This window comes from Alloprevotella rava (genome assembly GCF_014195585.1).
GTDB classification, from domain to species: domain Bacteria; phylum Bacteroidota; class Bacteroidia; order Bacteroidales; family Bacteroidaceae; genus Alloprevotella; species Alloprevotella rava.
In genome coordinates this window covers 290,102-315,279 of the sequence record NZ_JACICA010000002.1, presented here as the reverse complement: position 1 = coordinate 315,279, position 25,178 = coordinate 290,102, and the positions used below count along the sequence as shown (strand labels likewise).

The 25,178-nt window shown below is 50.8% G+C and carries 16 protein-coding genes; 4 read left to right on the top strand and 12 right to left on the bottom strand.

Annotation, left to right across the window (positions count from 1 at the left end; translation table 11 throughout):
* Nucleotides 1–275 precede the first annotated feature (275 nt).
* Nucleotides 276–2,375, bottom strand: a complete 2,100-nt coding sequence (locus tag FHS60_RS03215) for a leucine-rich repeat protein (protein WP_183694896.1) — start codon at nt 2,373–2,375, stop codon at nt 276–278.
* 24 nt (nt 2,376–2,399) lie between these two features.
* Nucleotides 2,400–3,773 (bottom strand): T9SS type A sorting domain-containing protein, encoded by a 1,374-nt coding sequence (locus tag FHS60_RS03210; RefSeq protein WP_183694893.1) that lies wholly within the window; start codon nt 3,771–3,773, stop codon nt 2,400–2,402.
* Nucleotides 3,774–4,090: 317 nt separating this feature from the next.
* Between FHS60_RS03210 and FHS60_RS03205 the strand changes: the two genes are divergently transcribed.
* Nucleotides 4,091–6,169, top strand: coding sequence for a GDSL-type esterase/lipase family protein (locus FHS60_RS03205; protein WP_183694888.1), 2,079 nt, complete (start codon nt 4,091–4,093; stop codon nt 6,167–6,169).
* Between the two features lie 519 nt (nt 6,170–6,688).
* On the opposite strand, the gene FHS60_RS03200 is transcribed toward FHS60_RS03205, so the two are convergent.
* The 4 genes from FHS60_RS03200 to FHS60_RS03185 form a co-directional block, all read right to left on the bottom strand.
* Nucleotides 6,689–7,807 (bottom strand): glycosyltransferase, encoded by a 1,119-nt coding sequence (locus FHS60_RS03200; RefSeq protein WP_183694885.1) that lies wholly within the window; start codon nt 7,805–7,807, stop codon nt 6,689–6,691.
* 210 nt (nt 7,808–8,017) lie between these two features.
* Nucleotides 8,018–10,060 (bottom strand): methionine--tRNA ligase, encoded by a 2,043-nt coding sequence (gene metG / locus FHS60_RS03195; protein ID WP_183694882.1) that lies wholly within the window; start codon nt 10,058–10,060, stop codon nt 8,018–8,020.
* Between the two features lie 201 nt (nt 10,061–10,261).
* Complete coding sequence (locus FHS60_RS03190; protein ID WP_183694879.1) at nt 10,262–12,076, bottom strand: phosphoethanolamine transferase; 1,815 nt, start codon at nt 12,074–12,076, stop codon at nt 10,262–10,264.
* Nucleotides 12,077–12,839: 763 nt separating this feature from the next.
* Complete coding sequence (locus tag FHS60_RS03185; RefSeq protein WP_183694875.1) at nt 12,840–13,553, bottom strand: SIR2 family NAD-dependent protein deacylase; 714 nt, start codon at nt 13,551–13,553, stop codon at nt 12,840–12,842.
* Between the two features lie 212 nt (nt 13,554–13,765).
* On the opposite strand from FHS60_RS03185, the gene FHS60_RS03180 reads away from it, so the two are divergent.
* The 3 genes from FHS60_RS03180 (at nt 13,766) to FHS60_RS03170 (ending at nt 16,268) form a co-directional block, all read left to right on the top strand.
* Nucleotides 13,766–14,350 carry a BamJ family beta-barrel-assembly machinery protein gene (locus tag FHS60_RS03180; RefSeq protein WP_183694872.1) on the top strand — a complete coding sequence of 195 codons (585 nt, stop codon included), beginning with the start codon at nt 13,766–13,768 and terminating at the stop codon, nt 14,348–14,350.
* Between the two features lie 8 nt (nt 14,351–14,358).
* Entirely contained in the window at nt 14,359–15,249 is an 891-nt protein-coding gene (locus tag FHS60_RS03175; protein WP_183694869.1) for a BamJ family beta-barrel-assembly machinery protein, read from the top strand.
* Between the two features lie 116 nt (nt 15,250–15,365).
* The gene (locus FHS60_RS03170) at nt 15,366–16,268 is read left to right on the top strand and encodes a BamJ family beta-barrel-assembly machinery protein (protein WP_183694867.1); all 903 of its coding nucleotides are present in this window, start codon (nt 15,366–15,368) and stop codon (nt 16,266–16,268) included.
* Between the two features lie 150 nt (nt 16,269–16,418).
* Here FHS60_RS03170 and FHS60_RS03165 read toward each other — a convergent pair whose 3' ends face one another.
* The 6 genes from FHS60_RS03165 to FHS60_RS03140 form a co-directional block, all read right to left on the bottom strand.
* Nucleotides 16,419–17,807 (bottom strand): DNA/RNA non-specific endonuclease, encoded by a 1,389-nt coding sequence (locus FHS60_RS03165; protein WP_183694863.1) that lies wholly within the window; start codon nt 17,805–17,807, stop codon nt 16,419–16,421.
* A gap of 128 nt (nt 17,808–17,935) precedes the next feature.
* Nucleotides 17,936–19,423 carry a cysteine--tRNA ligase gene (gene cysS, locus FHS60_RS03160; RefSeq protein WP_183694860.1) on the bottom strand — a complete coding sequence of 496 codons (1,488 nt, stop codon included), beginning with the start codon at nt 19,421–19,423 and terminating at the stop codon, nt 17,936–17,938.
* A gap of 131 nt (nt 19,424–19,554) precedes the next feature.
* A complete protein-coding gene (locus FHS60_RS03155; protein WP_183694857.1) occupies nt 19,555–20,574 on the bottom strand; it encodes a 4-phosphoerythronate dehydrogenase in 1,020 nt (339 codons plus the stop codon).
* A 24-nt stretch (nt 20,575–20,598) separates the two neighbouring features.
* On the bottom strand, nt 20,599–21,417 hold the full coding sequence (locus tag FHS60_RS03150) for a DUF3108 domain-containing protein (RefSeq protein ID WP_183694853.1): 819 nt from the start codon (nt 21,415–21,417) through the stop codon (nt 20,599–20,601).
* Between the two features lie 59 nt (nt 21,418–21,476).
* Nucleotides 21,477–23,402: an Ig-like domain-containing protein gene (locus tag FHS60_RS03145; protein ID WP_183694850.1), complete on the bottom strand. Its 1,926-nt coding sequence runs from the start codon at nt 23,400–23,402 to the stop codon at nt 21,477–21,479.
* A gap of 82 nt (nt 23,403–23,484) precedes the next feature.
* Nucleotides 23,485–24,993, bottom strand: a complete 1,509-nt coding sequence (locus tag FHS60_RS03140; protein WP_183694846.1) for a GH3 auxin-responsive promoter family protein — start codon at nt 24,991–24,993, stop codon at nt 23,485–23,487.
* Nucleotides 24,994–25,178: the final 185 nt, after the last annotated feature.

Sequence of the window (25,178 nt, the reverse complement as noted above, 5' to 3'; positions counted from 1 at the left end):
GGGGCGCTCTCTCCCTTTCGTGCTCGATTTTGTGGCCTTCGTGAAAGGGAAAAAGTAAGAAATCTGTTGATGTTTTTAGCCCACGAATTTTCACAAAAAGGGCGAAAAATCACGAATATGAAAGCCCCCTCCAGCTCCTTTATAAGTGGGAGTGCTCAGCTTTGGTTCTCGGACTAGTCCGACTGGTCAGACCTGTCGGAGAATCCTAAACAAGTGATAGCTGAGCACTCCCCCTCATGGGGGAGATGGAGGGGACTCCTATTTAGCCTTATTCCTTATTTCACCAGTACCTTCTTGCCATTGCAGATATACATACCTACAGGCAGGCGGTTTAGCTCTGATTCGTTGGCAACAGTAGTCAGATAGCGACCTTGCAGGTCATACACTTTTCCAGCATAAGCGGGGGTGCTTGGCTGCAATTCGGAGAGACCAGTAGTAGTAGCCTTCACGATGTTAAGTTTGCTCCAATCAGCGTGAGCAGTAAACCATTCGTAGGCAGCTTCAGGAACGATGAGCGTGATAGCCTTGTAGTCGGTGATATATTGGAAGAGATCCTTAGCAAATACAGGAGCTTTCTTGCCTGTAAACCTGCTCCAATCGATTTTCTTCAACTTCAAGCAGTTTCCAAAGGCGTATTTCTGCAACGCAATACTTCCAGGCAGGATTACCTCTTCCAGCTCTGAACATTGATCAAACATGCTCTCCGTCATCGTAATGTTAGCGGCAGCTGAGAGGTCGCAGCGCTTCAGTTTTTCGCAGCCGAAGAAAGCGTCCGTCAGGTTGCGCACACTGCTACATCCCTTCATTTCGATGCTTTCCAGCACGCGGCAATTCTGGAATGCCGAGCGGAAGCTTACAAAATTAGCGGCCTCAGCATCAGCAGGCATCACCACTTCTTTGAGAGCCTTGCAGCCCTGGAAAGTACCCACGTTGTTCACACCATAAGTAACATAGAGATAGGTCCTAGCCTTGATGGTGGCCTGACTCATATCCACTTTTTCAATCGTAGTATTGCCCGCTGGCGGGAATCCTGAGTTGTTACCGATAGCTGCCGTGAGTTTAGAGAAATCTTCAGTGCCCCACGCGCCAGTTAGGATCAACACCTTGGCTTCTTTGAGAGATGCAGGAATATTCTCGGCATCAAACGTGAACGTAGTTTGAACTTCTTCTGCTTTCTCCCCTGCAACGATTGGCAAACTGGAGAAAGTCATCTGGCTCTCATTAGCGTGGTCGCCCAATTGTCCACCTCTGTTTTTGCCCCAGCCGTAGAGCTTTCCCTTGTCGGTAAGTACGATAGAATAGCCCTCGCCCGAAGTAAGCTGAGTTACTTTCACGTCGGCCGGCAACTTCACTTCTACTGGAACGCCCGTATAGGTAATTCCTCCGGTGGGGTTATCTATCGCCACGCCTGTGCCATTGCCCAACGCGCCGTCTGCATTTGTTCCCCAAGCATATAATTTCGTGGCCACGCCGCCCGAACCTAAACCAACAACTCTACCTTCTCTGTAACCAGAGATAAAGGCTACCGGTTCTTTGAAAGCATTAATCTTGAGAGGCTGCTGCACCTTTGTAATGTTTTCATCGTTGAGTCCAAGAATGTTTTTATCGTCTGAGCCCCAAACCCAAAGAGAGCCGTCGGCTTTAATACCGTATGCACAGGTAGAAACGGAATACACTTGTACCCAATCGTTGTCCGTACCGATGCGAGCAGGCGTCTTTGTCTTCTTAGGCAGGTCGCACAGCGTACCATTATCGTTCCAACCCCAGCCCCAAAGAGATCCGTCGGTCTTCAAGGCAAGCGTCGTGTTATCTCCCACGGTCACTTGTGCCCAATCCGTGTCGGTACCGATTTGTTTAGGAGTGGGTTGGTTCTTATAGTTGCCCAAACCAAGCGTTCCTAATTCTCCTTCGCCCCAACCCCAGAGCGTACCGTCAGTTTTAAGGCCGATGGCGGTATGTCCGAAGAAGCGCGAAACAGAAACGCTTTTCCAATTGGTATCTGTGCCTACTTGGATGGGCGTCTTATGTCCCATTCCGTCGCCCACGCCTTGTACGCCTTTGGTATTATCTCCTACGGCCCAGAGTGTGCCGTCTGCTTTGATGAAGAAGGCGTATGATTGTCCGGCCACGGCATATTTCCATGTCTTTTCAGTACCTACCTGTGTGGGCACGGACACTTTTTGTGCGCCACCTCCTATGCCCAGCTGGCCACTCTCGTTCCAGCCCCAAGCCCAAAGGGAGCCGTCTTTCTCAATAGCGTATGTGCTACCCTCTCCAGTAGTGACAAACTGCCATTGGTGGGTTTGAGCGTTCGCTCCACCAATGAAAAACATTGCGCATAAAGATGCTAACGTACCTTTGATAAATGTATTCATGACTCTAAATGTTTTGCTGATAAATTAGAATATAACTTTGCAACTTTCGCCGCGCGGACCTTCCACGATGTATAGGCCGTGGTTCAGTTGGCTTATAGGAAGTGAGGTCATACCAGCTTTCACCGTGAGGCTCTTAATGGTTTTCCCTGCTAAGTCCAATACTCTCACGCGACCCGCTTGAGATGTTGTGATTTGAAGTTGGTCCTGGGCAACAACAGCCTTGAAGGAAGCGTTGTCAGAAGTTCTTAGCGAACCGATACCCGTAGTTTCGAGCGGAACGCGAACCAGCGGACAAATGGCAAAGCTGCCCGTGCCGCCGCCGTACATACTGATGGGGCGCAAGTAGTCAGTCTCGCCCTTCAGTCGCGCAAAGGAATTGTGCGCTAGGCGGTTGCCGACTTCAGCTTCAGTAAGAGAAACGCCGATTTGGTCCGTCAGAATGCAGAAGTCCTCTGTACTTGGATCGTTGCTGAAGCCTTCTATTGATATGAAGAACAAACCTTTTCCGAAGAGATCCAAAGGTACGTCAAAACGGAAGGCTGCTACTGCGCCGCCCTCTACTGGTGCCCATGCGCCGTCCTCGCCGTCTGCTTTGATATCCTTCATCTTCATCGTCTGAACTTCAACGGGCAGCGAAGTAAACTTAAGCTCTCCGTCCTCAGGAAGTTTCACCATCCAAACTTTCAGTACAAGTGTGGCATTTTCTTTATATTTCTTGGGTTTATGATGGAGATATACATTGACACCATCAAGGTACATATCATCGCTTCCCATCATAAATAGATTTCCTACTCCAACTATATCTTTGTTGTTAGTACCTCCCAAACAGCCGCCTACATCCAGTCCTTCGCTGAAGGGAAGTAGGGCCAGCTGGTAAGTATATCCCCACTTACGCATATCGATCGTTGTGATTTCAGCAGTACCGCCCGCTTTGATTTTCAAGTCGGGTTTATAAGTACTTGTGCCTCTGATTGTTTTCACCTCAAGTGTGGGGAAGTCGAAAAGGCCTTCAACGGCGTATTTCGCTGTGGCATCCTTCGTTTGTTGGGAGCTAACGGTTGCTCCGGGTATTGTCCACTTCCATTCTCTAGGGGCATTTTTTGAGGCGTCCTTAAAGACTACATTTCGCTCCTTTGAAGCCAAGAGCCAAGCCCCGCCATTTATGGCTTTGTGCCTAACTAGCAAATTGCAAACCGCATTGTCTTCTTGCTTAATTGTAGCAATGTTTCGCAAAGGAACTGGCAAGACATACTGCGCATCTGATACAGTGCCACTTTGTGCTGTTTGTAGCTCTGCTTTGGGCTTACACACAACGCTCTTCAACACTTGTGCTCTCGCCTGCAACAAAGGTAGGCACAGACAGAAGCACACGGATAAAACAGTAAAGTTTCGTCTCATAGGTGATATAATTTAAGTGATGACATATTGTCGGCCTCTAATCTACAGAAAAAAGGAGAGATACACCAATATATATGACAAAAAAGTAGAAAGAATTATATTTTCCATGGGTAACCACATGAAAATATGTTTTATAACATATATATTCGTCCCTCTCATAATATTTTTCGTCATTGCCTACTTTTACGCCTTTGTTATTCATGTAAGTATCGAAAGGCTTGCTTATCTCGGGGAATTTTCCGAAAATTGCAGCAGCGCTGGGGAGCAGGGTGCTGAACGGCCGGCGCTTTATGCAACGAAACTCATCTTTTATATTTATGACAAGAAAAATCATATTATTGTGTAGCCTATTGCTAACGACCCTCACCTCCTTTGCAGCAAGCAAGATAAAGGTGGCGTGCGTGGGCAATAGTGTGACGTGGGGCTACGGACTGCCCGAACGCGAAACTCAGTGCTATCCGGCGCAATTGCAACGCCTTTTGGGGGATGGCTACGAGGTGCGCAACTTCGGACATTCGGGAACTACGCTTCTCGAGAAAGGACATAGGCCCTACGTGAAGCAGAAAGAGTATGAAGAGGCTTTAGCTTTCAAGGCCGACATGGTAGTAATCCATCTCGGCCTCAATGACACCGATCCGCGCAATTGGCCGAATTATAGCGAGGACTTTAATGCTGATTATTTGCGCCTTATCAGTCAGTTCCGCGCGGCCAATCCCAAAGCGCGGATATGGGTATGCCTGATGTCGCCCATATTCGACCGCCACGCGCGCTTTTGTAGCGGAACGCGCGATTGGCACGCAGCCATCCAGCAACATATTCGGCAGGTAGCCAAAGCTGCAAACGTTGGGCTGATTGACCTACACGCGCCGCTCTATTCCCGCCCCGATCTTTTTGCAGATGCTCTCCATCCCAGCGCGAAAGGGGCTGCAATCATCGCTCAGACCGTATATAGCGGTCTGACGGGTAATTACGGCGGTTTGCAACTCCCACCGCTCTACACGGACGGTATGGTGATACAGCGAAATGAGCCGGTTGTTTTTCGCGGCATGGCGAATGCTGGCGAACAAGTCAAGGTTAGTTTTTGCGGCCGCACGCTTTCTTGTCGGGCAGATGCCGTGGGGCAGTGGGCACTCACCTTTCCCGCTCAAACGGCCGGCGGTCCTTACAAAGCAACCCTATCCGCTCCGAGTCGCCGCTTAGTTATTGACCATATATATATAGGAGAGGTGTGGCTCTGTTCGGGGCAGTCGAATATGGAACTACCCGTTTCTTCAGCCTCCAGCAGAGACGCCGATTTGGCTCAAGCCGACAGCCGAACGCTGCTCCACTTCTTCAATATGCCCGCTATCTACGCCACGAACGCCATAAAGTGGTCGGCCACTGCCTGCGATTCTGTCAATCGCCATCAGTATCTCCGCCTCGGACCGTGGCAGAGATGTTCGCGCGAAAGTCTGAAAGGTTTTTCAGCCGTTGCCTACCATTTTGGAGCAGCTTTGGCCGATAGTTTGAAAGTTCCCGTGGGCATCATCTGCAATGCCGTGGGCGGCACGACAACCGAATCCTGGATAGACCGACATACCTTGGAGTGGGACTTTCCTTTGATTTTGCGCGACTGGTATCGGGGCGATTTCGGAATGCCTTGGGCGCGCCAACGAGCGTTGCAGAACATCGGCGAGAGCAAGAACCCCTTGCAGCGCCACCCCTACGAACCTGCCTACATGTTTGAGGTAGGTATGCGTCCGTTGGCCAATTATGCCCTCCGCGGCGTGGCTTGGTATCAGGGCGAGTCCAATGCTCACAACGCGGAGCTGCATGAGCAGCTTTTCCCGCTCTTAGAAAAGAGTTGGCGCAACTTCTTTGGCCGTCCGCAACTGCCTTTCTATGTTGTCCAACTCTCGAGTCTCAACCGCCCCTCTTGGCCGCATTTCCGCGACTCTCAACGCCGTTTGGCCGCGCAATTACCCCAAACGTGGATGGCTGTAACAACGGATTTGGGTGACTCCCTCGATGTGCACTACACCCTCAAGCAACCCGTTGGCGAACGCTTGGCGCGCTTGGCGCTCTCCCACACTTATGGCCACACGCTTGAGGCCGAAGGCCCTGTGTGTGTAGGGGTCAGTGTGCAGGCCGATGTGCTTCGCCTGCGTTTCAGTCATGCCAACAGATTGGCGGCTAATGGGCCACGATTGATAGGCTTCGAGGTGGCCGGAGAAGACGGCGTTTACCATCCAGCTATGGCCCAAATCGAGGGCACAACAGTGGTGGTGAAGAGCAATGCCGTAAAGCGCCCCGTCTCTGTCCGTTATGGCTGGCAGCCCTTCACGCGCGCCAATCTCGTCAATAGTGCTGCGCTTCCTTGCAGCACGTTCGAGGCTGCGGCCACACCTGACAAATAGCGAACACATTTGATACGCACGAAAGGTTCTCTGCACATAGTTGTGACGGAGAACCTTTTTTCATTTCTTCGGTATGGCTTTGTTCTTATCTTCGGATATGGGGGAAGATGATAAAACCGTTGTAGTCAATAAATTTCTTATTCTACGCCATCGAGAGTGGCTCGAATCTGAATCTTTCTCTGGTGGGTGAGTGGGAGAAAGCTTTCTGTTCGTCGATAGAATAAGGCTGTCAGCTGACAGAATAAGGCTATCAACTGGCGCAATAAGGATGCCGACCGACAGCCTTATTGTATCCACGCATAGCTTTGGACTAAAAAATGGAAAATATGCTCCAAAATTTCAGAGAAAAGGAGAAAACGAAGAGTTTAAAGGAGAAAATGAGGCGTTTTTATATTTTGGGCGAAGAAAATCTTTGCGGAAAATCCCAGTTTTTCAAAGATACTGAAAAATCAGCGCGTAGAAGAGAAAAGTCAAGTGTAAAGAAAATACCGAGTAAAGTTACTCGGCAATATAGCGGTTTTATTGTAGAAATTCCGACAAGGCTCGTATCCTTTCCTGAAAGCTGACGGGCATTAGGCTCGGCCGCTCAAAACCATCGGCAGGTGTGGGCGTGGCCGTGGCGAGGAGAGACGCAAGGGTCTGTTGGAAGTCGTCGGCGTTGAGGCTGTCAAAGACGCGGCCGTTTTCGGGCGTTATGAGGGAGCGCGAACCAGCGTAGCGGCTCACCATGACGCGGCAACCGGAGAGCAGAGCCTCGTTGGTGACAGCTCCGAAGGCTTCCTGCCAACTTCCAAGGATGAAGACGCTCGCCGTCCTGTACCAAGCCATCAGTTCATACCCGCCGTAAGCCCCTGGAAACAGGACTTTGTCGGCCACACCGTTTTCCTCAGCCGTTTTCAGTAAGTTGTCCTTTTCTTCGCCTTGCCCAACGAGCACCAGGCGCAGGCTGTCCTTTTCCTCCTCCTCTCTGACCACGGTTGCAAAGGCTTCGATGAGTGCTCGGAGGTTTTTGAGCGCCACGAAACGCCCCACAAAGAGGCACACCTTCTTACCCTCCAACTGCCAGCGGCTCACGTGCGTGGCGGCAAAGGGAGTGATGAGCGATTGTTCTGCACGGAAGCGTTCCTCGTCGCGGATGATGGGAAAACTGAATAGGCGGCGCGCCGGACTGTTATGCTTGTACCAATCGGCCATTTCGGGACTAATCGTTACCAGACCATCTATGTGGCGCAACAGATACATTTGTCGGCGTCGTTTTCCGCCTTGCCGCGCTTCGGCCATGTCTTGGCTGTCGTCGGTCATAGTATATAGGCGAAATTTGCTGCGGTGGAGCGTGCGATAGGCCAGAGCTGCCCAGAGCGATAAGGTATATTCGCAACAAAGCACCACATCGGGCTGAAAGGCGCGAATGGTTTGCCAATAGCCCAGATTGATGTCGCGCCCAAAGAGTTTGAAGTGTTGGTCGAGATATTCGTAGCGGAACGTGGCATTCTTGAGTAGTTCTTGCTGCTGAATGAGCAATTCGTCGTTCTGCCGTTGCAAGAAAACGACTTTACAATCGAACATCTTCCCCAGCGCATTGAAGAAATCGAGCCGATAAGGGGCAAGAGCAGGATGAAAGATAAGAAGGCGGGACATATTATTGGGGTGCTTAACAGATAAAGGATAAGGGAGAAAACATCAGAAGAGGCGAGCCAGCCGACTATTCTGAGAAAGAATACATATAGGAGCGAAAAAAGCCCCCTCTATTTCTCCCGTAGAGGGGAGGGCTCTGTCTGCTTGCAAGAGGCATCTGAGCACTCCCCCTTATGGGGGAGATGGAGGGGGCTTCCTATCCTATTGGTGGTTTTATCCTACTTCCGATCCGGGTTTAACAGGGCGGTCGACGGTTATCACAGAGAGGCTGCCGTCGTTGTTAACGGCGCTGAGAATCATACCTTGGCTGTCGAGGCCTCGGAGCTTGCGAGCGGGGAGATTGGCTATGAAAACCACCTGCTTCCCAAGGAGCTCCTCGGGCTTGTAGTACTTAGCGATGCCGCTCAGTATCTGGCGCTTCTCCAAACCATCATCGATGAGGAATCGGAGTAACTTGTCGGCCTTGGGAACTTTTTCGCATTCCAACACAGTGCCCACGCGGAGATCCATCTTTGAGAACTCTTCGATGTCAACGTCTGCGCGGATGGGCGCAGCTTTGTAGTTGGCCGCTTCGTTGGCTTTCTTCGTTTCTTCGAGCTTCTTGATTTGTGCTTCCACTACTTCGTCCTCGATTTTCTCGAAGAGTAGTTCTGGCTTGTTCAGCTCGTGTCCAGCAACAAGTAGGTCGGTCTGACCGAGATTGTCCCACTTGAGGTTGGGCATATTTATCATGCTGCGCAATTTCTCAGAGCTAAACGGCAAGAAAGGCTCGAAAGCGATGGCCAGATTAGCCACCAGCTGCAACGAAAGGTTCAGAATCGTCTCCACGCGCTTCGGATCGGTCTTGAAGACCTTCCAAGGCTCAGAGTCGGCTAAGTATTTGTTGCCGATGCGGGCTAAGTTCATCGCTTCCTTTTGTGCGTCGCGGAAGCGGAACTTCTCAAGCAGCTCTTCCACCTTTGCTTTGACGTCGCGGAACTCTGCAATGATTTCTTTGTCCTGTTCAGTCAGCTCTCCGCAAGGCGGAACTTTGCCTCCGAAGTACTTCTGCGTCAGCACAAGGGCGCGGTTGACGAAATTACCGTAGACAGCCACAAGCTCGTTATTGTTGCGCGCCTGGAAGTCCTTCCAAGTGAAGTTGTTGTCCTTAGTCTCCGGCGCATTGGCGGTAAGTACGTAGCGAAGCACGTCTTGTTTTCCAGGGAATTCCTCCACATATTCGTGGAGCCAAACCGCCCAGTTGCGAGAGGTAGAGATCTTGTCGTCTTCCAGATTGAGAAACTCGTTGGCAGGAACGTTGTCCGGCAAAATATATGAGCCTTCAGCCTTGAGCATAGCAGGGAAAACGATGCAGTGGAATACGATGTTGTCCTTTCCGATAAAGTGGACGAGGCGCGTGTCCTGGCTCTTCCACCATTTCTCCCAGTCGTTGGGCAGCAGCTCCCGCGTGTTGGAGATGTAACCAATGGGAGCGTCGAACCAAACATACATTACTTTTCCCTCTGCGCCTTCCACTGGTACGGGGATGCCCCAGTCCAAATCGCGGGTCACGGCGCGCGGTTTCAGGCCCATATCAAACCAACTCTTACATTGGCCCACCACGTTGGAACGCCAATCGGAGTGGTCAGCAAGTATCCACTTCTCCAGCCAGGGCTGGGCTTTGTCGAGCGGCAAGTACCAATGCTTTGTTGTGCGCAATACTGGTTTTGAACCGCTGATGGTGCTGTGCGGATTGATAAGTTCGGTGGGGGAAAGATCCTTACCGCACTTCTCACACTGGTCGCCGTATGCGTCGGCGTTTCCGCAGTGGGGACACTCACCTTTAATATAGCGGTCAGCCAGGAAAGTCTTTGCTTCCTCGTCGAAGTACTGTTCGCTTTCTTGCTCGATAAATTCTCCTTTTTCGTAGAGCTTTTCAAAGAATTCGGTCGCGGTCTTTGCGTGTACATCCGAAGTAGTACGGCTATAAATACTAAAGCTTATTCCGAATTTCTCAAAAGATTCTTTGATGAGTTTATGGTAGCGGTCGCAGACATCTTGCGGAGTGACGCCCTCTTTCTTAGCGCGGATGGTGATAGGTACTCCGTGTTCGTCGGAACCACAGATAAAGAGAACATCACGTCCGCGAAGGCGCAGATAGCGCACATAGATATCGGCCGGCACATAAACTCCCGCCAAGTGTCCGATATGAACACCGCCGTTGGCATAGGGCAGAGCGGCCGTCACAAGGGTGCGCTTGAAGTCTTTCTTTTCCATATTATTTCTTTCTCTTATTATAATTCTATTTATGTGTGCAAAATTACTTCAATATGAGGAAACTATGAAAATTTTGCTTTCTTTTCTTGTCCGACACAATAAGAATTGGCTACCATTATACTGTAAAAGATGAGTAAAATAGAGCTTCGCCAACGTTGTTTCGCCCGTTTATTTTTCACCAAAGTCTCTGTATTTTTCTCTTCATCTGTCGCTCTCGTCGTCGTCCTTGATGTGTTTTTTGCCCTCATAAGTGAGCAGTTCTTCGCGCTTGAAGCGATAGCTGGTAGAAGCCAGCGACTGACTCTCATCAAAGCAGTTGGAACGAACATCAAAGATGCCGCAGATGAGGTCATAGAGCAAGTCGTTGGTCACATATTTCTCCGCATTGCTCTGCAAGGCCTCCATGCGCCCCGGATGCAGCGAGCGATATTCCGATGAGAGGTAAGCAAAGAGCGGAATACGTGTCATCTGAAATCCGTCGAAGTTTGGCTTGCGGCGTCGCCCAGGTTCTGTGGCGTGATCGCTGCAATAAACCATAGCGCGCAGGTTGAGCCGTTGGCGCGCATAATCGAACACTTTCTCCAATACCATGTCCGTATAAGCCAGTGAGTTCTTGTAGTTCACCACATTGTCTTGAACGCCCGGTTTCCCCCAGCGCGTAAATTCTCGAGGGTAGCGGTTGATGAAATTGAAGTGGCTACCAATCAGATGGAGCACAACAAAATTATTCTTCGTAGGATCTACCTCATCGAGGAAGTCGAGTAGCGACGCGTCGTATTGCACCTTCCCCACTTCCTGATGCGTCCATTTCGCCACATCTGCCGTCTCGGCCACGAGGGAAATAGGCGTATCGAAAGTGCCCAAATGTCCTTGATTGCTATACCAATGCACGCGATAGCCCAACTTATGGGCCATGTCAACCACTGAACAGGATTCTGAAAAATCCTTATCGTTGTATTGGTTATATTCCGTCAAGGCGCGTTCCAACGAAGGCACTGTTTGCATCGAACAAGAGTAGGCCTTCGGAAAGAGCACAAAATGTTCGCTATCCTTTTTGCACGCGCGAAGCCATGGTGTCGTGTCCTCGGGCAAGTCCTCATGAAAAGCACTCATAAAGTCGCGGCAGCCCGATTCGCCTATCACGAGCACCACCGTCCCCGCTTTCTCCGTTGGCTGTCCCAAGGCTTCTGCTTCGAGGCTGCTCACGCGTTTTTCGGTAGAAGCAGCATAGTGGCGATAGCCCTCAATGTATTCTTTCACATCTGCATAGAGCGTAGCGATTCCCGTGCGTCCAAACACGCCGTGATGGCTTTTCCAGGTGTAGACGAGCAAGAAAACAGTCAGTCCGCCCACTATCGTCAGGCGCACCCAAGCTTCCGCATTCTCCAATCGCCCAAACGCTGGTGCGGGAACGGGATATGCAAAATTAACGAAGCATACGCCCGCCACAGCCGCCACCACGGGCACAACAGCCGCTAAGTTCTGCCACCAAGCAAACGAGCGGAAAAATTCGATAATCTCATTCCTATCCGTCTCTTGAATAGTCTTCATCCCCGTTGAGTCGATACATACCCGATAGGTCAAATAATAAATGATTTGAAATAAAGGGATAAACACCAGCACCACTTCAGCTGTCGCCACAAAGGTGCTCACCATCCTGCTGTCCGGTAAGAAAGCCGCCAGCAAGGCCAGCAGACCTGAAAGACCTCCAAAGAGATAGAGACCGAAATCTATATCCATATAGTTTTCATAGTCGGGCGACGATTTGCGATGAGTAAGATGATAGAGCAGCGGATAGGTCAGCATCCACAACCCACTTATCCCCGCCACCAGCAGCAGGCTCGGAGCCGTCACCGGAACTTGCGCCACCGTCAGCGGAATACAGGCCAGCACAGCTGCCACGCCCAAGCGCCGCGTTTGTTGCCCGCGCGCATTTCGCGCCATACCTTTATTGCATGAGAAATACACGATATAGGCCAGCAAGAGCGCACCTGCCATCAAAAAGAAGTATTGCATGATTTCAGAGTTTGGCGCGAAGTTAAGAAGATTATATGAAATAATGGGAAGCCTCCTCCACCTCCCCCATGAGGGGGAGTGCTCGGCTGCCACTTAATTGCAGGATTCTTCAACGGCTTATTGGATTTCTGCTTTCTCGCATTTGGTTCTCGGACGGGTCCGACCAGTCGGACTGGTCGGAGAACTGAATATCGGACTGGTCGGACTAGTCGGACCCGTCCGAGAACCAAGTCTGAGCACTCCCACTTATAAGAATCTGGATGGGGCTTCCTGATTCGTGCTCTTTCGCCTTCTTCGTGAAAATTCGTGGGCTTAAAACATCAACAATTTTCCTACTTTCCCCCTCCCACGAAAGCCACAAAATCCTCGCACGAAAAGAAGAGATCGCCCCATCCAGCCTTCCTGCTCGCCGATACAATAAGGCTGTCGGCGGATTCCCTTATTGCGTCAGCTGACAGAATAAGGAAGCCAGCCGACACAATAAGGAAACTAACGGGCTGGATAAGGCCACGAACGGGCAGAAAAATGAGAAAAAAGTGCGGTTTTTGAGGTGAAAAACTATAAAAACTGGAAAATCTCACCCAAAACTATCCTGCAAAATCCTCCACCAAAGAAAAATTTTGGCCAATTCCCTCTTTTCGTGCGCTAAAATGAAAAAATGGTTTGTAAAATAATCTCTTACTTTTTTGGTATAAAAAAGCAGTGCGCAACATGAGGTTTGTCGAGCACTGCTTCCGTATATGTCAGTCGGGAGAATAAGGGCTTAGCCCAGTTGTTTCAGTCGGTCGCGCAAGAGCGGTACTCCCTTGGATGCCACCTCCTGTATCACCTCCACTTCGCGGCGTGTGGGCACGCGCACCGGCTTCGGGTCGATCACGAAAACAGGACTGTCGGCCGGCGCATAGCGGATGAGGCCCGCTGCGGGGTAAACGTTGAGCGAACTACCTATGACTGCAAAAATATCGGCCTGCTCCACTTCGCGCGCAGCTATGTCGAGATTGGGCACAGCTTCGCCAAACCATACGATCCACGGGCGAAGCAGCGAGCCGTCTTTGGCCTTCTCGCCGTGGCGAACCTCGAGGCGGTCGGCAGTGAGGGTCTCCCAGCAGCGCGGATTATCGGGGTCGCGACTCGAACAAACGCGCATGAGCTCACCATGGAGATGGATGACGCGATGACTGCCCGCGCGCTCGTGCAGGTCGTCCACATTCTGCGTGATCACCGTCACATCGTAGTCCTGCTCCATTTCGGCCAGCACCAAGTGCCCAGCATTGGGCTGAGCCGTGGGCAACTGCTTGCGCAGACCATTGTAAAAATCTGTCACCAAATCGGGGTCGCGCAGCCATCCCTCAGGGGTAGCTACCTGCTCCACAGGGTATTTCTCCCACAGTCCGCCTGTATCGCGGAAAGTTTCAAAGCCACTTTCGGCACTGATACCCGCACCGGTCAATACAACAAGTTTCTTCTTCATAATCATAGGTCTTAAATCAAGCTTTTTCCCTCTTCTGGCTGCGCGGAAGGGCTTCATCCGTGGGCGTGAAAGAGAAAAGAATAGGTACTTTTCGCAAAAATACCTAAAAGTGTAGGTTGTTCTCCTATAGATGGCGCAAAAAAGTAGGTACACTTATAGAAAAATGTTGTATTTTTGCGCGAAATAAATAACACATATAATAAAAATAGAAAATAAGTATGGACAAACTTAGCTATGCCCTTGGTATGGTGATTGCCGAAAACCTCAAAGGTTTGGGCGCAAACAATGTAGACACGACCGACTTTGCGAAGGCCGTTGCTGATGTTCTTGCAGGAAAGAGCACAGAGCTCACTCCGATTGAAGCACAAACAACTGTTCAGGAGTTTATGCAGAAGCAGGAATCAGAGCGCAGCAAATTCATGCGCAAAGCAGGCGAGGACTTCTTGGCCGAAAACGCTAAGAAGGACGGAGTTGTGGTGTTGCCCAGCGGTTTGCAGTACACAGTGCTGACTGAAGGTACAGGTGCACAACCAAAGGCTACTGACCAGGTGAAGTGTCACTATGAAGGCCGCTTGATAGATGAAACTGTATTCGACAGCAGCTACCAGCGCGGCGAGCCTGCCGTATTCCCTCTCAACGGCGTGATAGCTGGCTGGACGGAAGGCGTGCAGCTGATGAAGGAAGGCGCAAAGTACCGCTTCTTCATCCCCTACAACCTGGCCTATGGAGAGCGCGGAGCTGGCAATTCTATACCTCCCTATGCTGCCCTTGTCTTCGATGTTGAACTAATCAAAGTAATGTAATTCTTTATATGAAGAAGATTTTATCCTTGGCTGTTATTGCAGCAGCCACCCTCTTTGCTTCCTGCAACAACGGAAGCCCGAGAGCAAGCATGAAGAACGATGTCGACACGCTCAGCTATGAGATCGGTTTGAGCCAAACAGCAGGCATCGAGAACTATTTCCAACAGTCTGGTATCGACTCGGCTTATATCGACGACTTCCTCCGTGGCGTGAAAGACGGCGCGCTGGCTGGCGACGACAAGAAGAAGCAAGCCTACTACGCCGGCGTACAAGCTGGTGTGCAGATGAAGACCCAGATGTTCCCAGGTATTGAGCGAATGATCTTCGGCAATGATAGCACGAAGAAACTCTCTTTGCGTAACTATCTGGCTGGCTTCACGGCTGGTGTGCGCCATAAGTCAGCGCTCAAAATCAATGGTGTTGAAATCGGCCCAGAACAGGCTGGCGAAGATGCCAATAAGCGTTTCCAGGTCTTGCGTACGAAAGCCATGGAAGAGCAGTATGGGCCGCAGCGCAAAGAGGCGCAGGATTTCATCGAGAAGAAGGCTAAAGAGTCAGGCGTTAAGAAACTTGCCGAGGGCGTTTATTATAAGGTTATCAAGGAAGGAACTGGCGCTGTCCCCTCCGATACTTCCGTGGTGCGCGTTCAGTATGAAGGCAAACTTCCAAACGGTCAAGTTTTCGATTCAACTACTCGCAACAACGGCGGTAAGGCTGTGCCGATGAACGTAGGCCAGTCAATCCCAGGTTTCAAGGTTGCGTTGAGCCACATGCCCGTAGGTTCTATCTGGGAAATCTATATCGCTTACGACCAGGCTTATGGCGAAGCTGGACAAGGTCCTATTCCTCCGTTCTCTCCGCTGATTTTCAAGGTACAACTTGAAGGTATCGGTCAGTAAATATCACTACGAGGTGCGATAGATAAGATGTGCGATGCAGTGGCTACTGCTGAGCGGCTTCTCTCTCGTACCTCGTAATTCGTTTCTTATCCATCATCAATCATTATTTAAAGAAAATGAAAATCAGAACCATATTTACCCTTGCACTGGCAGCACTGATGGTGCCGGCAGTGGCTCAGAAGAAGAAACAGCCCAAAACTGTGAAAGCAGCTCAAATTGTTCCGGCTCAACAGCTCAAACCTGTTGATGCAAAGATCTTTTCTTATGCTTTCGGTGTGATTCAGGGCGGTAGTTTGAAGGACTATCTCATCCAGCGCGAAGGCGTTGATTCAGCATATCTCCATGATGCCGTTCGCGGCTTCAATGCTGACGGCAATTCTGTTGAGGCTAAGAAAGCCATGGCCTATGCCGCTGGTTTGAAAATTGCTAAGATGAACACGGATCGCATTATCCCAGCTATCAACAAAGAAGCTGCAGGCAAGAGCGATGCAAACTACGTGGACGCTGCAGAGTATGTACGCGGACTTTCGCAGGCTGTGTTGGGCGAGCCCACTACGCTGACCGTGGATTCTGCCCAGAAACTCATCGAGCAGCAGGCTGCCTACACGCAGAACATCTACAAACAGGCCAACCAGGCTTGGTTGTTGGCCAACGCAAAGAAGGCGGGTGTCGTTACAACAAAGAGTGGCTTGCAATACAAGGTGCTCGTGAAGGGTACGGGAGCTGTGCCTGCCGACACTTCTAATGTGGAGGTGAACTACGAGGGTAAGCTCATCGACGGTACTGTCTTCGACAGCAGCTACCGCCGCAATCAGCCCGCTCAGTTTAAGGCCAACCAAGTTATCAAAGGTTGGACGGAGGCTCTTACCCACATGCCCGAGGGCAGCACTTGGGAACTTTACATCCCTGCCGAACTGGCTTACGGACCCAATAATCAGCAGCAAATTCCCGCCAACTCTACGTTGATTTTCAAGGTGGAATTGCTCAAGGCCAATGCTGTTGCTAAACCACGCAACTAATAGCGCATTTCTATCACATAATAAAAGCTGAACTCCCAATAAAGAGTTCAGCTTTTTTGTATGCTCTTCTCGAGCAAGGCCTCAAGGGGCTACGTTGAGAAGAAAGAGAAGAGGCTTCTCCCCATAAGGTGAGAGAAGCCTCTGTATGAATTACCACGAAGTAGATTTCTTGTATTTTGGATCAATGCCAGGGAAGAAGGTGAATCCCGTAAGGCGTTCCAATTCGGCAACAGAGATAACGTAGTTCAAATAGTTATCGTTGGTGGCTACATGGTCTATCTTGAAAGCCATCGTCTTTGCTTCGCCCGTTGTGCGGTTGACAGCGCAGATGGCCTTAAAGTAGTACTTCGGTATGGCTATTTGAACGCCGTTGTTGTCGCTCATATATGTAATTGTCATATTGTCGGGCGTTGTCGGCATAGCTCCAGTGACCACGTAGAGAGTATCAGTTGTCGGCATAAACGTTGAGCGCAGTGCTGTCTCTAATTTCTGCCATGTTTTCTGGTTCAGACCCGCCAATTGTGGGGTCATGTTGGTGTAGTAGAACGTTTGTTCGTTGGCTTCTTTCGTAACTAAACGATCGGCACTCGGTATCTGGTGACCACGATCATAGCCATGGCCGAGACCATGCTTCATTGTAGATTGTTCTGATTGAGGGAGCTTTGGATCATATCCCCAAGCATCGGTGCGCTTTGTATTCTTCTGCGTATAGAAAGAGCAGAGAGGATACGCCACCCAATAGGCCATTTTCAGATTAGTATCGTAGAGCATTTCGTAAGAACGTACTTCCTTACCGCCATGACTGAAGCTGTGCTGGATATACTTGAGATTTGCTTGCGCAAGTTGTTCTTTGGTGATGACAGGTAGTTCAAAGTAACCTTTAAATTCCGTTGATGTGGTGTCAGGATCTGTCGACGAATCGGAAGAACCCGTTATCGACACGTTCTTTACTTCCCATGTGCCAGCAGAAGCAGTGGTGCTGGTGTAGGCAAAGGCTACTTCCACGGCTTGCCCAATGTACTTGGAGAGGTCGATAGAGACTTTTTTGAACGTGAAGCTCGTGGGGTAGATGCTGATAGTCTGCTTCTCCCACTCACTATTGTCGCCCTTGACGTAAACAAAGACTTCCTGCGATATGTCTTGGAAGAATTTTCCTGCATGCTCGAAAGTGAGTGTGGCAGAGGTTGTGTTGAGCAGTCCGACTTTCGGAGAGATGAGCCAGCTTTCTGTGTCGTACTTTTGACCATTTGCATAGCCCGACGCTTTCATACATGCGTATCTGCTGTCGCCTTTCCAAATTGAGGTAAAGCCTTCGGGCAGCGTTTTGTTTACCACATAGAAATTGCCTTGTTCTCCATTCAGGGCGTTAGAATAAGGAAGAGAATAGACAGATTCATAGAAAACGGAATCTACATTGTTTGCGTTGAAGCGTACGTCCTTTCCGTTGGTCTTGCTGATAACCATTACGTCCTGCGCCTGCATTTGGCCGAAGCCTGCTATAAGCGTCAGAAGCAACAGTGTTCTGATAATTTTATTCATATTAAAAATGTTATTAGATACAAGTTGGGGAGTAAAAAATAGAACAAACAGGAGACGAGGGAGGATGGTTCTAAGCTTCTGCCCAAAGGCTGCGTTTGGATATTTCTCCCTTGTCTCCTGTTGTCGACTTATTTATTAAGTTTCCAAGTGGCACCGTCTTTGGTGTCTTTTACTTCAAATCCGTAGGCGGAAAGTTCGTCGCGAATCTGATCACTGGTGCTCCAGTCCTTAGCTGCCTTGGCCTTGGCGCGAACCTCAAGAAGGAGATCGATGGCCTTACCAAAACTCTCTTCACGTGCGGCATTGCCGTCGGATTCGGCTTTCAGACCGAGGATGTCGAAAGAGAAAGTGCGGAATACCTCTTTCAGCTTGGCCAGCGCATCGGAGGTGATGGTCTGCTTCTTATTTATGAGTTGATTCACAACGCGGCAAGCGTCGAATAGGTGGCTGATAACGATCGGCGTATTAAGGTCGTCGTCCATTGCCTCATAGCATTTCGCCTCCAGCTCCTTGGCGTAGTCCAGCGTGATACTCCCGTTGGCCGTTGGCTCAATGCGCTCGAGGTTTACAATACTTTCCATCAAGCGGTCGAGGCCTTTCTTGCTGGCTTGGAGGGCTTCGTTGCTGAAATCAACTGTTGAGCGGTATTGCGCCTGCAAGATGAAGAAGCGTATAGTCATTGGACTGTAAGCTTGGTCTAACTTTTCGTGCTCTCCCGTAAAGAACTCGAACAGCGTGATAAAGTTGCCCAAACTTTTACCCATCTTCTTGCCTTCGATGGTTATCATGTTGTTGTGCATCCAGTAGCGAACCATCGGCTTCCCTTGCGAAGCCACAGCTTGCGCTATCTCGCACTCGTGGTGGGGGAACACGAGGTCCATTCCTCCTCCATGTATGTCGAACTCTGTGCCGAGGTATTTTCGGCCCATCGCCGTGCATTCACAGTGCCAACCAGGAAAACCATTGCTCCAAGGGCTGGGCCAGCGCATAATGTGCTCGGGCTGGGCTTTTTTCCAAAGGGCGAAGTCAACTTGATTACGCTTTTCGTCAGTGCCAGCCAGATCGCGACTGTGGTTAATGATGTCGTCGAGATTACGTCCCGACAACACACCGTAGTGATACTTCTGATTGTACTTTTCTACATCGAAATAGATAGAGCCATTAGCCTCGTAGGCAAAACCATTGCTCATAATCTCCTTTACAAGTTCTTCTTGCTCGATGATGTGGCCTGTGGCGTGCGGCTCAATACTTGGCGGCAACACGTTGAGTAGATCCATTGCTCGATGGTAGCGGTTTGTGTAGAATTGCGCTACTTCCATCGGTTCGAGTTGTTCGAGCTTTGCTTTCTTAGCTATTTTGTCGTCGCCGTCATCTGCATCGTGTTCGAGATGGCCTACGTCTGTAATGTTGCGCACATAGCGCACTTTGTAGCCCAGGTGCTTGAGATAGCGGAACAGAATATCGAAGGTGATAGCTGGACGCGCATGTCCCAAATGGGGATCGCCGTAAACGGTGGGACCGCATACATACATACCGACGCGCCCCTCATGGATAGGTTTGAACAGCTGCTTGGTACGCGTCAGCGTATTGTAGATGTAGAGTTGATGATCTGTCATATTATTTATTGTATATATTTTGTTGCAAATTTACTTGAAAGTATTGAAAGTCACAAGTATGGGGCTGAAAGGCGCAATGTTGCGAGCGATGCGGGGGAGGCTTGTCTCCTCGCTTTTGTGGTTTAAAACTATCATTCTCTGCGCAGTGGGTAGTTGCCGCGAAGTTGCTCGAAAAGCATCGGATACTTCTTTAGCGCCATACTGTCCACTAACGGATCGTAGCGCCGCAGCTGCTCACAGACAGGACGCTCAAACGGATTGTAACGATAGTTGGCTGGAAGAGCAGGTGGGAGAATGTTGAACGCGATGTCCAGTCCGAAGAAATCGGCCACGGCTTGTAGCGACATCCGTGTGCCGTTGGCTTTTCCGTCAGCACTATAGCCCGCAATGTGGGGAGTAGCAAAGAAGGCCTTTTCCAAAAGGCGTTGATCGATTTGTGGCTCATGTTCCCACGTATCTATAATCGCTCCTTTCACGTGCTTATGGTCGATAGCCGCCAGTAGGTCCTGCTCATCAACAACTCCTCCGCGTGCAGCATTGATAATGAGTGGCTGCTTCGCCCGACAAGCGGAGAAAAAATCAGCATTGGCCAAATGATGCGTAGGATAAGGCCCGTCTTTGGTCAGCGGCGTGTGGAAAGTGACAACATCGGCCTGTTCGGCAATGGTCTTGAGCTCCACGAAATCTTCTTCGCCGGCTTCGGCGCGGAAAGGGTCGCACTGCAAAATACGACAGTCCAATCGCTCGACAGCTGCCACTACTTCCGTGCCCACGTGTCCCACGCCGACCACGCCAATAGTAAGGCTTCTCACATCGAGTACTTTCTCTTGCTGCAACCTCAACAAGCAGCACGCCACATACTGACCCACGCTCGCGGCGTTGCAGCCCGGGCAATTTGTCCACCGAATGCCCGCTTCGGCCAACCAGGCTGTGTCGATGTGATCAAAGCCTATGGTGGCCGTCACAACAAGGCGAACGTTCGAACCCTCAAGCAGAGCGCGGTCGCAGCGGGTGCGCGTCCTCACTATCAGTACATCAGCATCGCGCACATCAGTTGCCGTGATGTCTGCCCCGCGTTTGTACACGGTTTCTCCCAATTTCTCCGCCTCTCCCTTTATAAAAGGAATAGCGTTGTCAATGATAAGTTTCAATGCGATAGATGAATTACGAAACACTTAGTTCTTCACCACAGCTCCCATAGGGTTGCGCAGTCCTCGGCAGCCGCTGAGGAAGGCTTTAGCCGTTCCAAAATTCAGGTACATATCCAGACGGACCGGTAGGTGGTTTGCGTCGTCCGTCACATAGAACGTCACGATGCGTTTCTCCTTTCCGTCCTCCTTTTCCAAGTAGTCGAACACGAGGCAGCGGTAGGTAGTGGTGCGTCCCTCCATCTTCACGTTTTCCTTTCCTCGATATACGAGCGTTTTCCATTCGGCGCGTTTACCCTCAGCCATAAGAAAGCTCTGGCGATGACCAGGACTATAATTGTCCGGATTAAAGGAGCGGGCGCGCAGCATCATGCTAACCATGTCGAAAGCACAGTATTTCGACTGGAACTGCTTCCAATTAGCAGGTTTGTCGTCTCTTTTGTAGAACATCTTTAAGTGGCACTGCCCGTTGGGGTATGTGTACCACACTCGCTCCCTTCTATACTGTCCGCCCTCTTTTGCATTCTTCTCGTAGTAGAGCGGAGAGAGGTTCAGGCTTGTGTAAGCCGTCAGCGTGTCGCGCATGACGAAGTATTTGTCTGCTCTTTCCGAGCCGCGTGTTATGAGTCGTGTTCGATAGGCGGGATTTCCGTTGTATTGTGTCTGCGAAACGCTCCAAGTGGCATTGCCCACTTTTATCCAGATAAACTTCCAATTGAAGTAGAGATCAAAGACGAGCGTTTCTCCGTTTTGGAAAGCCGTGTTTGAAGCGGAACACTGCGCGCGGACAAGGCCTGCAACGCTGCTCAGAACCATTGTCAGGATGAGTATTCTAAGATGTTTCATAAGTTTTAGTTATGTGTTACGAAATTCAAGGGACAAAATGTTGTCGCTGTTAGCGCAACTTATTTTGTATCCCGTTTTCTATTCAAGTTTTTTTGATGTGCCGATTCGCGTCTGCTGTCGGCTTTCACTTTGGAGAGATTTGCTGGTTTCTGCTCTGTGAGCGGCAGTGCGCGAAGTGTCCAGTTTTGATCAACATCCCAATTGGCGCGAACGGTTATCGGCGCGGACAGATAGAAAACCTCCTCGGCCTGACGCTGCGTTGCATACTCGCCCACATCCCACTTACCATTGCCGTTACTGTCCAAGAAGCAGCGGACATAATAAGTGCCGGGGCGGACATAGAAGAAGTCGGCGCGCTGGTTCTTCACCTTGAGTTGTCGCTCCACTTTCGTATCGCTCGAGAGCAACTGTACTATGGCCGTGCTGTCGGCATCGGGGATGGTGATGAAGAGAGAGCCTACATCCTCGGCCGTAGCAATGCTGATGTCGAGCGTGCTCGACTTGTTGACCAATCCGGACATACCTACCACGGCGGCACTGTCTACGGCGAGCCGATACTTCTGTCCGGGTCGCCATTCTCCTATGAGTCGGAATTTCAGCAAGCCAGTGCGCTCCATGCGGAAAGGAGCTGCCGTTTCAGTACTGTCCACTTTGTGGAAGAGATGAAACTTTTGCGAATCCACAGATAAGAGGGGTTCTTCGAGGGAAAAGTTAACATTGTCGATAGGTGTGAAGGGACTCGCCGTTTGTGTGCTCATCTTGAGCGCTTCCACAGGCATACGCTCCTGCGTATAGTCTCCGCGCTTGTGTCGCTTCTCCAGCTGCTTTTTCCAACGGGCTTCTTTCTCGGCTCGTTCTTTATCGAGGCGAGCGTTGGTCAGTCGTGGCACCAGCTCCATGGTGTCTGTTCGCTCACAGAGTTGATGTGTCGAGTCGTCCGTGGCTTGGTAGCTGTAAAGGAAGCGGAGCGTGTCGTTGTGGGCCACGTCGGGTTGTTGAATCCAATAAGTGATGGTGTCGCTGTGTGCCGAGTGGTCCTCAATGAGCGCCTTGGAGGCATCGAAATTCAAGCCGCGCACCACGGGGCGTTTATCGTTTGGTGCGGTGAAATAAGCCGTGAAGCGCGTAGGAATATCGCGCTGCATTTTCAGAAGGGAATGAATCACCGATGTTTCCTGAAATGCCAACAGAATAATATCGTCGGGCGTGAAATGGGTATAATTGATGGTGCGGATAGAATCATAATGAATCGTATCGGCCCATACGGTGTCGTAGCGCACATCGGGGTAGCACGAGGGTTCAAAGGACTTGGTCGTAAACGCCAACTTCTCGCCGCGGGTGTACTTAAAGTCGCCGTCCATGTCTTGCAGGGCAAAGACGCGATACGTGCCGGGCGCAACGCCTTTGATGCTGAAGCGGCCGTGGCTGTCAGTACGCGCCACGCGCTCCAATGGGGTGTTGGTGAAAGCCGTATCGTTCAGATTCGAGTGGAGGCCTACGAGGATGCCCGACACAGGGGTCAGATTGCTCGCATCAAGCACTGTGCCGCCCACTTCCATTGTGTCGACGCTTTCTCCCGTAGAGAAATAGTAGGTGAATTGCCCGAGCGGATTTCCCTCCGTGGCATCTGTGATGGCATTGGAGAAATCTACCGTGTAGGTTGTATTAGGGCGGAGTTTGTCCATCAGTTCTATGCTCACCTGTCGCCCGCTGACTTTTATCTCCGGTACTTCCAGCTGTGGCGGGGATACTACCACCTTTTCGGACGCATTTTCCAGCTTCACATTCTCGCTGAATGTAAGCGTGATTTTCTTAGCTTTCTTCACGTTGCTCTCTCCTAATTGTGGCGACATTTGGAGCACGCTGGGCGGGGTCTCATCATACGGGCCGCCGTCGGGGCCTGAGCCTGGATTGGCGCAAGAGGCCAGTCCTGCCGCTAAAGCGAGCAGCAGGAAGAAAGGGAGGATGTTGCGCGATATATTCATAAACTTTCAGGTTCTTGTAACTGTATCTGTATTCAGACTGGTTGGATCAATCAGCGCAGTCCGAGAACGACCCAACTCAAGGTCATTTGTTCAAGGCTATCACTTCTTCAATGATGGCGCGGTTATTGGCCAGGCGCGGCACCTTGTGCTGCCCGCCGAGTTTGCCTCTCGAACTGAGCCAGTCGTGGAAGAGATTTGTGCGCCCCACTATGATTTCCAAGGGTTGGAGGGTGATGTCCTTGTGTCGCTTGGCTTCGTAGTCGCTGTTGAGGTTCTGGAGCGTGCGGTCAAGTATGGTGGCAAACTCCCCAACGTTGGCGGGCATCTTCGTAAACTCTATGACCCACTGGTGGCGGCACTTGCCCGTTTCGTCCATAAAGACGGGGGCGGCCGTGTATTCTCTCACCTGTGCGCCTGTCTGCTGGCAGGCTTCGGCCAGTCCTTGTTCGGCGTTGTCCACAATGAGTTCCTCGCCAAAGGCATTGATGAAACTCTTGGTGCGGCCAGAGATGACGAACTTATAGGGCCTTATCTGCGTGAAGCGCACAGTGTCGCCAATCTGGTAGCGCCACAAGCCGCAGCTCGTGGTAATGACGATGGCGTAGTTGCGGTTTGTCTCCACCTCCCAAAGGGGCACAACCTGCGGCTGCTCCTTCCCAACGTCCTCCAGCGGTATGAACTCGTAGAACACACCATAGTCGAGCATCAGCAGCATGGCTGGATCTGCCAGGTCGCTTTGCAAACCGAAGAAGCCCTCGGAGGCGTTGTAGGTTTCCATATAGTGCATCCGCGGGCTGCGTATCAAACTGCGATACAGTTCGCGGTAGGGCGTGAAGGCAATACCGCCGTGGAAGAACACTTCCAGATTGGGCCACACCTCGTCGAGGTATTGTTTGCCGCTGAGTTCGAGGACGCGCGTGATGACACCCATCATCCATGACGGCACACCCGACAAATTCGTCACGTTCTTCCGTAGTGCCTCTCGCGCGATGAGGTCGCGCTTCTCCTCAAAGTCACTCAACAGCGCCACGCGCTTCTTGGGGACACGAAAAAGATTAACCACGGGATTGATGTTCTCAATCAGAATGGCGCTCAAGTCCCCAACGAGCGAGCCGGGGAGGTTATAGTTCGACTGATGGCTACCGCCCAAAATGAGGGCGCGCCCATCAAAGAGTCGGCTCTCGGGATTGTTTTGCAGATAGAGCGCCACCGCGTCGGTGCCACCTGCATAGTGCGTGTCGCGAAGTCCGTCGGAGGAAACGGGAATAAACTTAGATTTGTCATTGGTAGTACCACTCGATTTGGCATACCATTCCACACCACCCTTCCAAAGCACATCGCGCTCACCATGGCGCATGCGGTCGATGAAGCCTTTGAGCTCTTCGTAGGTGTTCACGGGAACGGCGTGGGAAAACTCCTCGTAGGAACGGATTTCGCCAAACCCATGGTCACGCCCATAGGCCGTCTGGGCCGCTTCGCGCAGCAGGCGTTTCAGCACCTTTCGTTGGATTTCTTCCGCATCTGTGGCATAGCGCGCTATCGCTTTCAAACGGTGTTGGAAAAACGGGCGCGCCAATCGTGTTATACTCATTCCGCTCTATTTTCTTGCTTTAAGAAAGCAAAGATAACCCTTACAGCGGGGAAAGCAAAAGCAATCGAGCCTTTTAGCAACACTTAATCTTCACCAGCTTGCTCATAGCGGTTGCCACAGTCCTTTCTTCCACCCCTCTCTCAGACCTTTGCAAGAACCGTCTAAAGGGAGGGAAGCGAGCGCCT

Coding starts and splice junctions, on each gene's coding strand:
- FHS60_RS03215 (WP_183694896.1), bottom strand. CDS start 2,375: ATGAATACATTTATCAAAGGTACGTTAGCATCTTTATGCGCAATGTTT.
- FHS60_RS03210 (WP_183694893.1), bottom strand. CDS start 3,773: ATGAGACGAAACTTTACTGTTTTATCCGTGTGCTTCTGTCTGTGCCTA.
- FHS60_RS03205 (WP_183694888.1), top strand. CDS start 4,091: ATGACAAGAAAAATCATATTATTGTGTAGCCTATTGCTAACGACCCTC.
- FHS60_RS03200 (WP_183694885.1), bottom strand. CDS start 7,807: ATGTCCCGCCTTCTTATCTTTCATCCTGCTCTTGCCCCTTATCGGCTC.
- metG (WP_183694882.1), bottom strand. CDS start 10,060: ATGGAAAAGAAAGACTTCAAGCGCACCCTTGTGACGGCCGCTCTGCCC.
- FHS60_RS03190 (WP_183694879.1), bottom strand. CDS start 12,076: ATGCAATACTTCTTTTTGATGGCAGGTGCGCTCTTGCTGGCCTATATC.
- FHS60_RS03185 (WP_183694875.1), bottom strand. CDS start 13,553: ATGATTATGAAGAAGAAACTTGTTGTATTGACCGGTGCGGGTATCAGT.
- FHS60_RS03180 (WP_183694872.1), top strand. CDS start 13,766: ATGGACAAACTTAGCTATGCCCTTGGTATGGTGATTGCCGAAAACCTC.
- FHS60_RS03175 (WP_183694869.1), top strand. CDS start 14,359: ATGAAGAAGATTTTATCCTTGGCTGTTATTGCAGCAGCCACCCTCTTT.
- FHS60_RS03170 (WP_183694867.1), top strand. CDS start 15,366: ATGAAAATCAGAACCATATTTACCCTTGCACTGGCAGCACTGATGGTG.
- FHS60_RS03165 (WP_183694863.1), bottom strand. CDS start 17,807: ATGAATAAAATTATCAGAACACTGTTGCTTCTGACGCTTATAGCAGGC.
- cysS (WP_183694860.1), bottom strand. CDS start 19,423: ATGACAGATCATCAACTCTACATCTACAATACGCTGACGCGTACCAAG.
- FHS60_RS03150 (WP_183694853.1), bottom strand. CDS start 21,417: ATGAAACATCTTAGAATACTCATCCTGACAATGGTTCTGAGCAGCGTT.
- FHS60_RS03145 (WP_183694850.1), bottom strand. CDS start 23,402: ATGAATATATCGCGCAACATCCTCCCTTTCTTCCTGCTGCTCGCTTTA.
- FHS60_RS03140 (WP_183694846.1), bottom strand. CDS start 24,993: ATGAGTATAACACGATTGGCGCGCCCGTTTTTCCAACACCGTTTGAAA.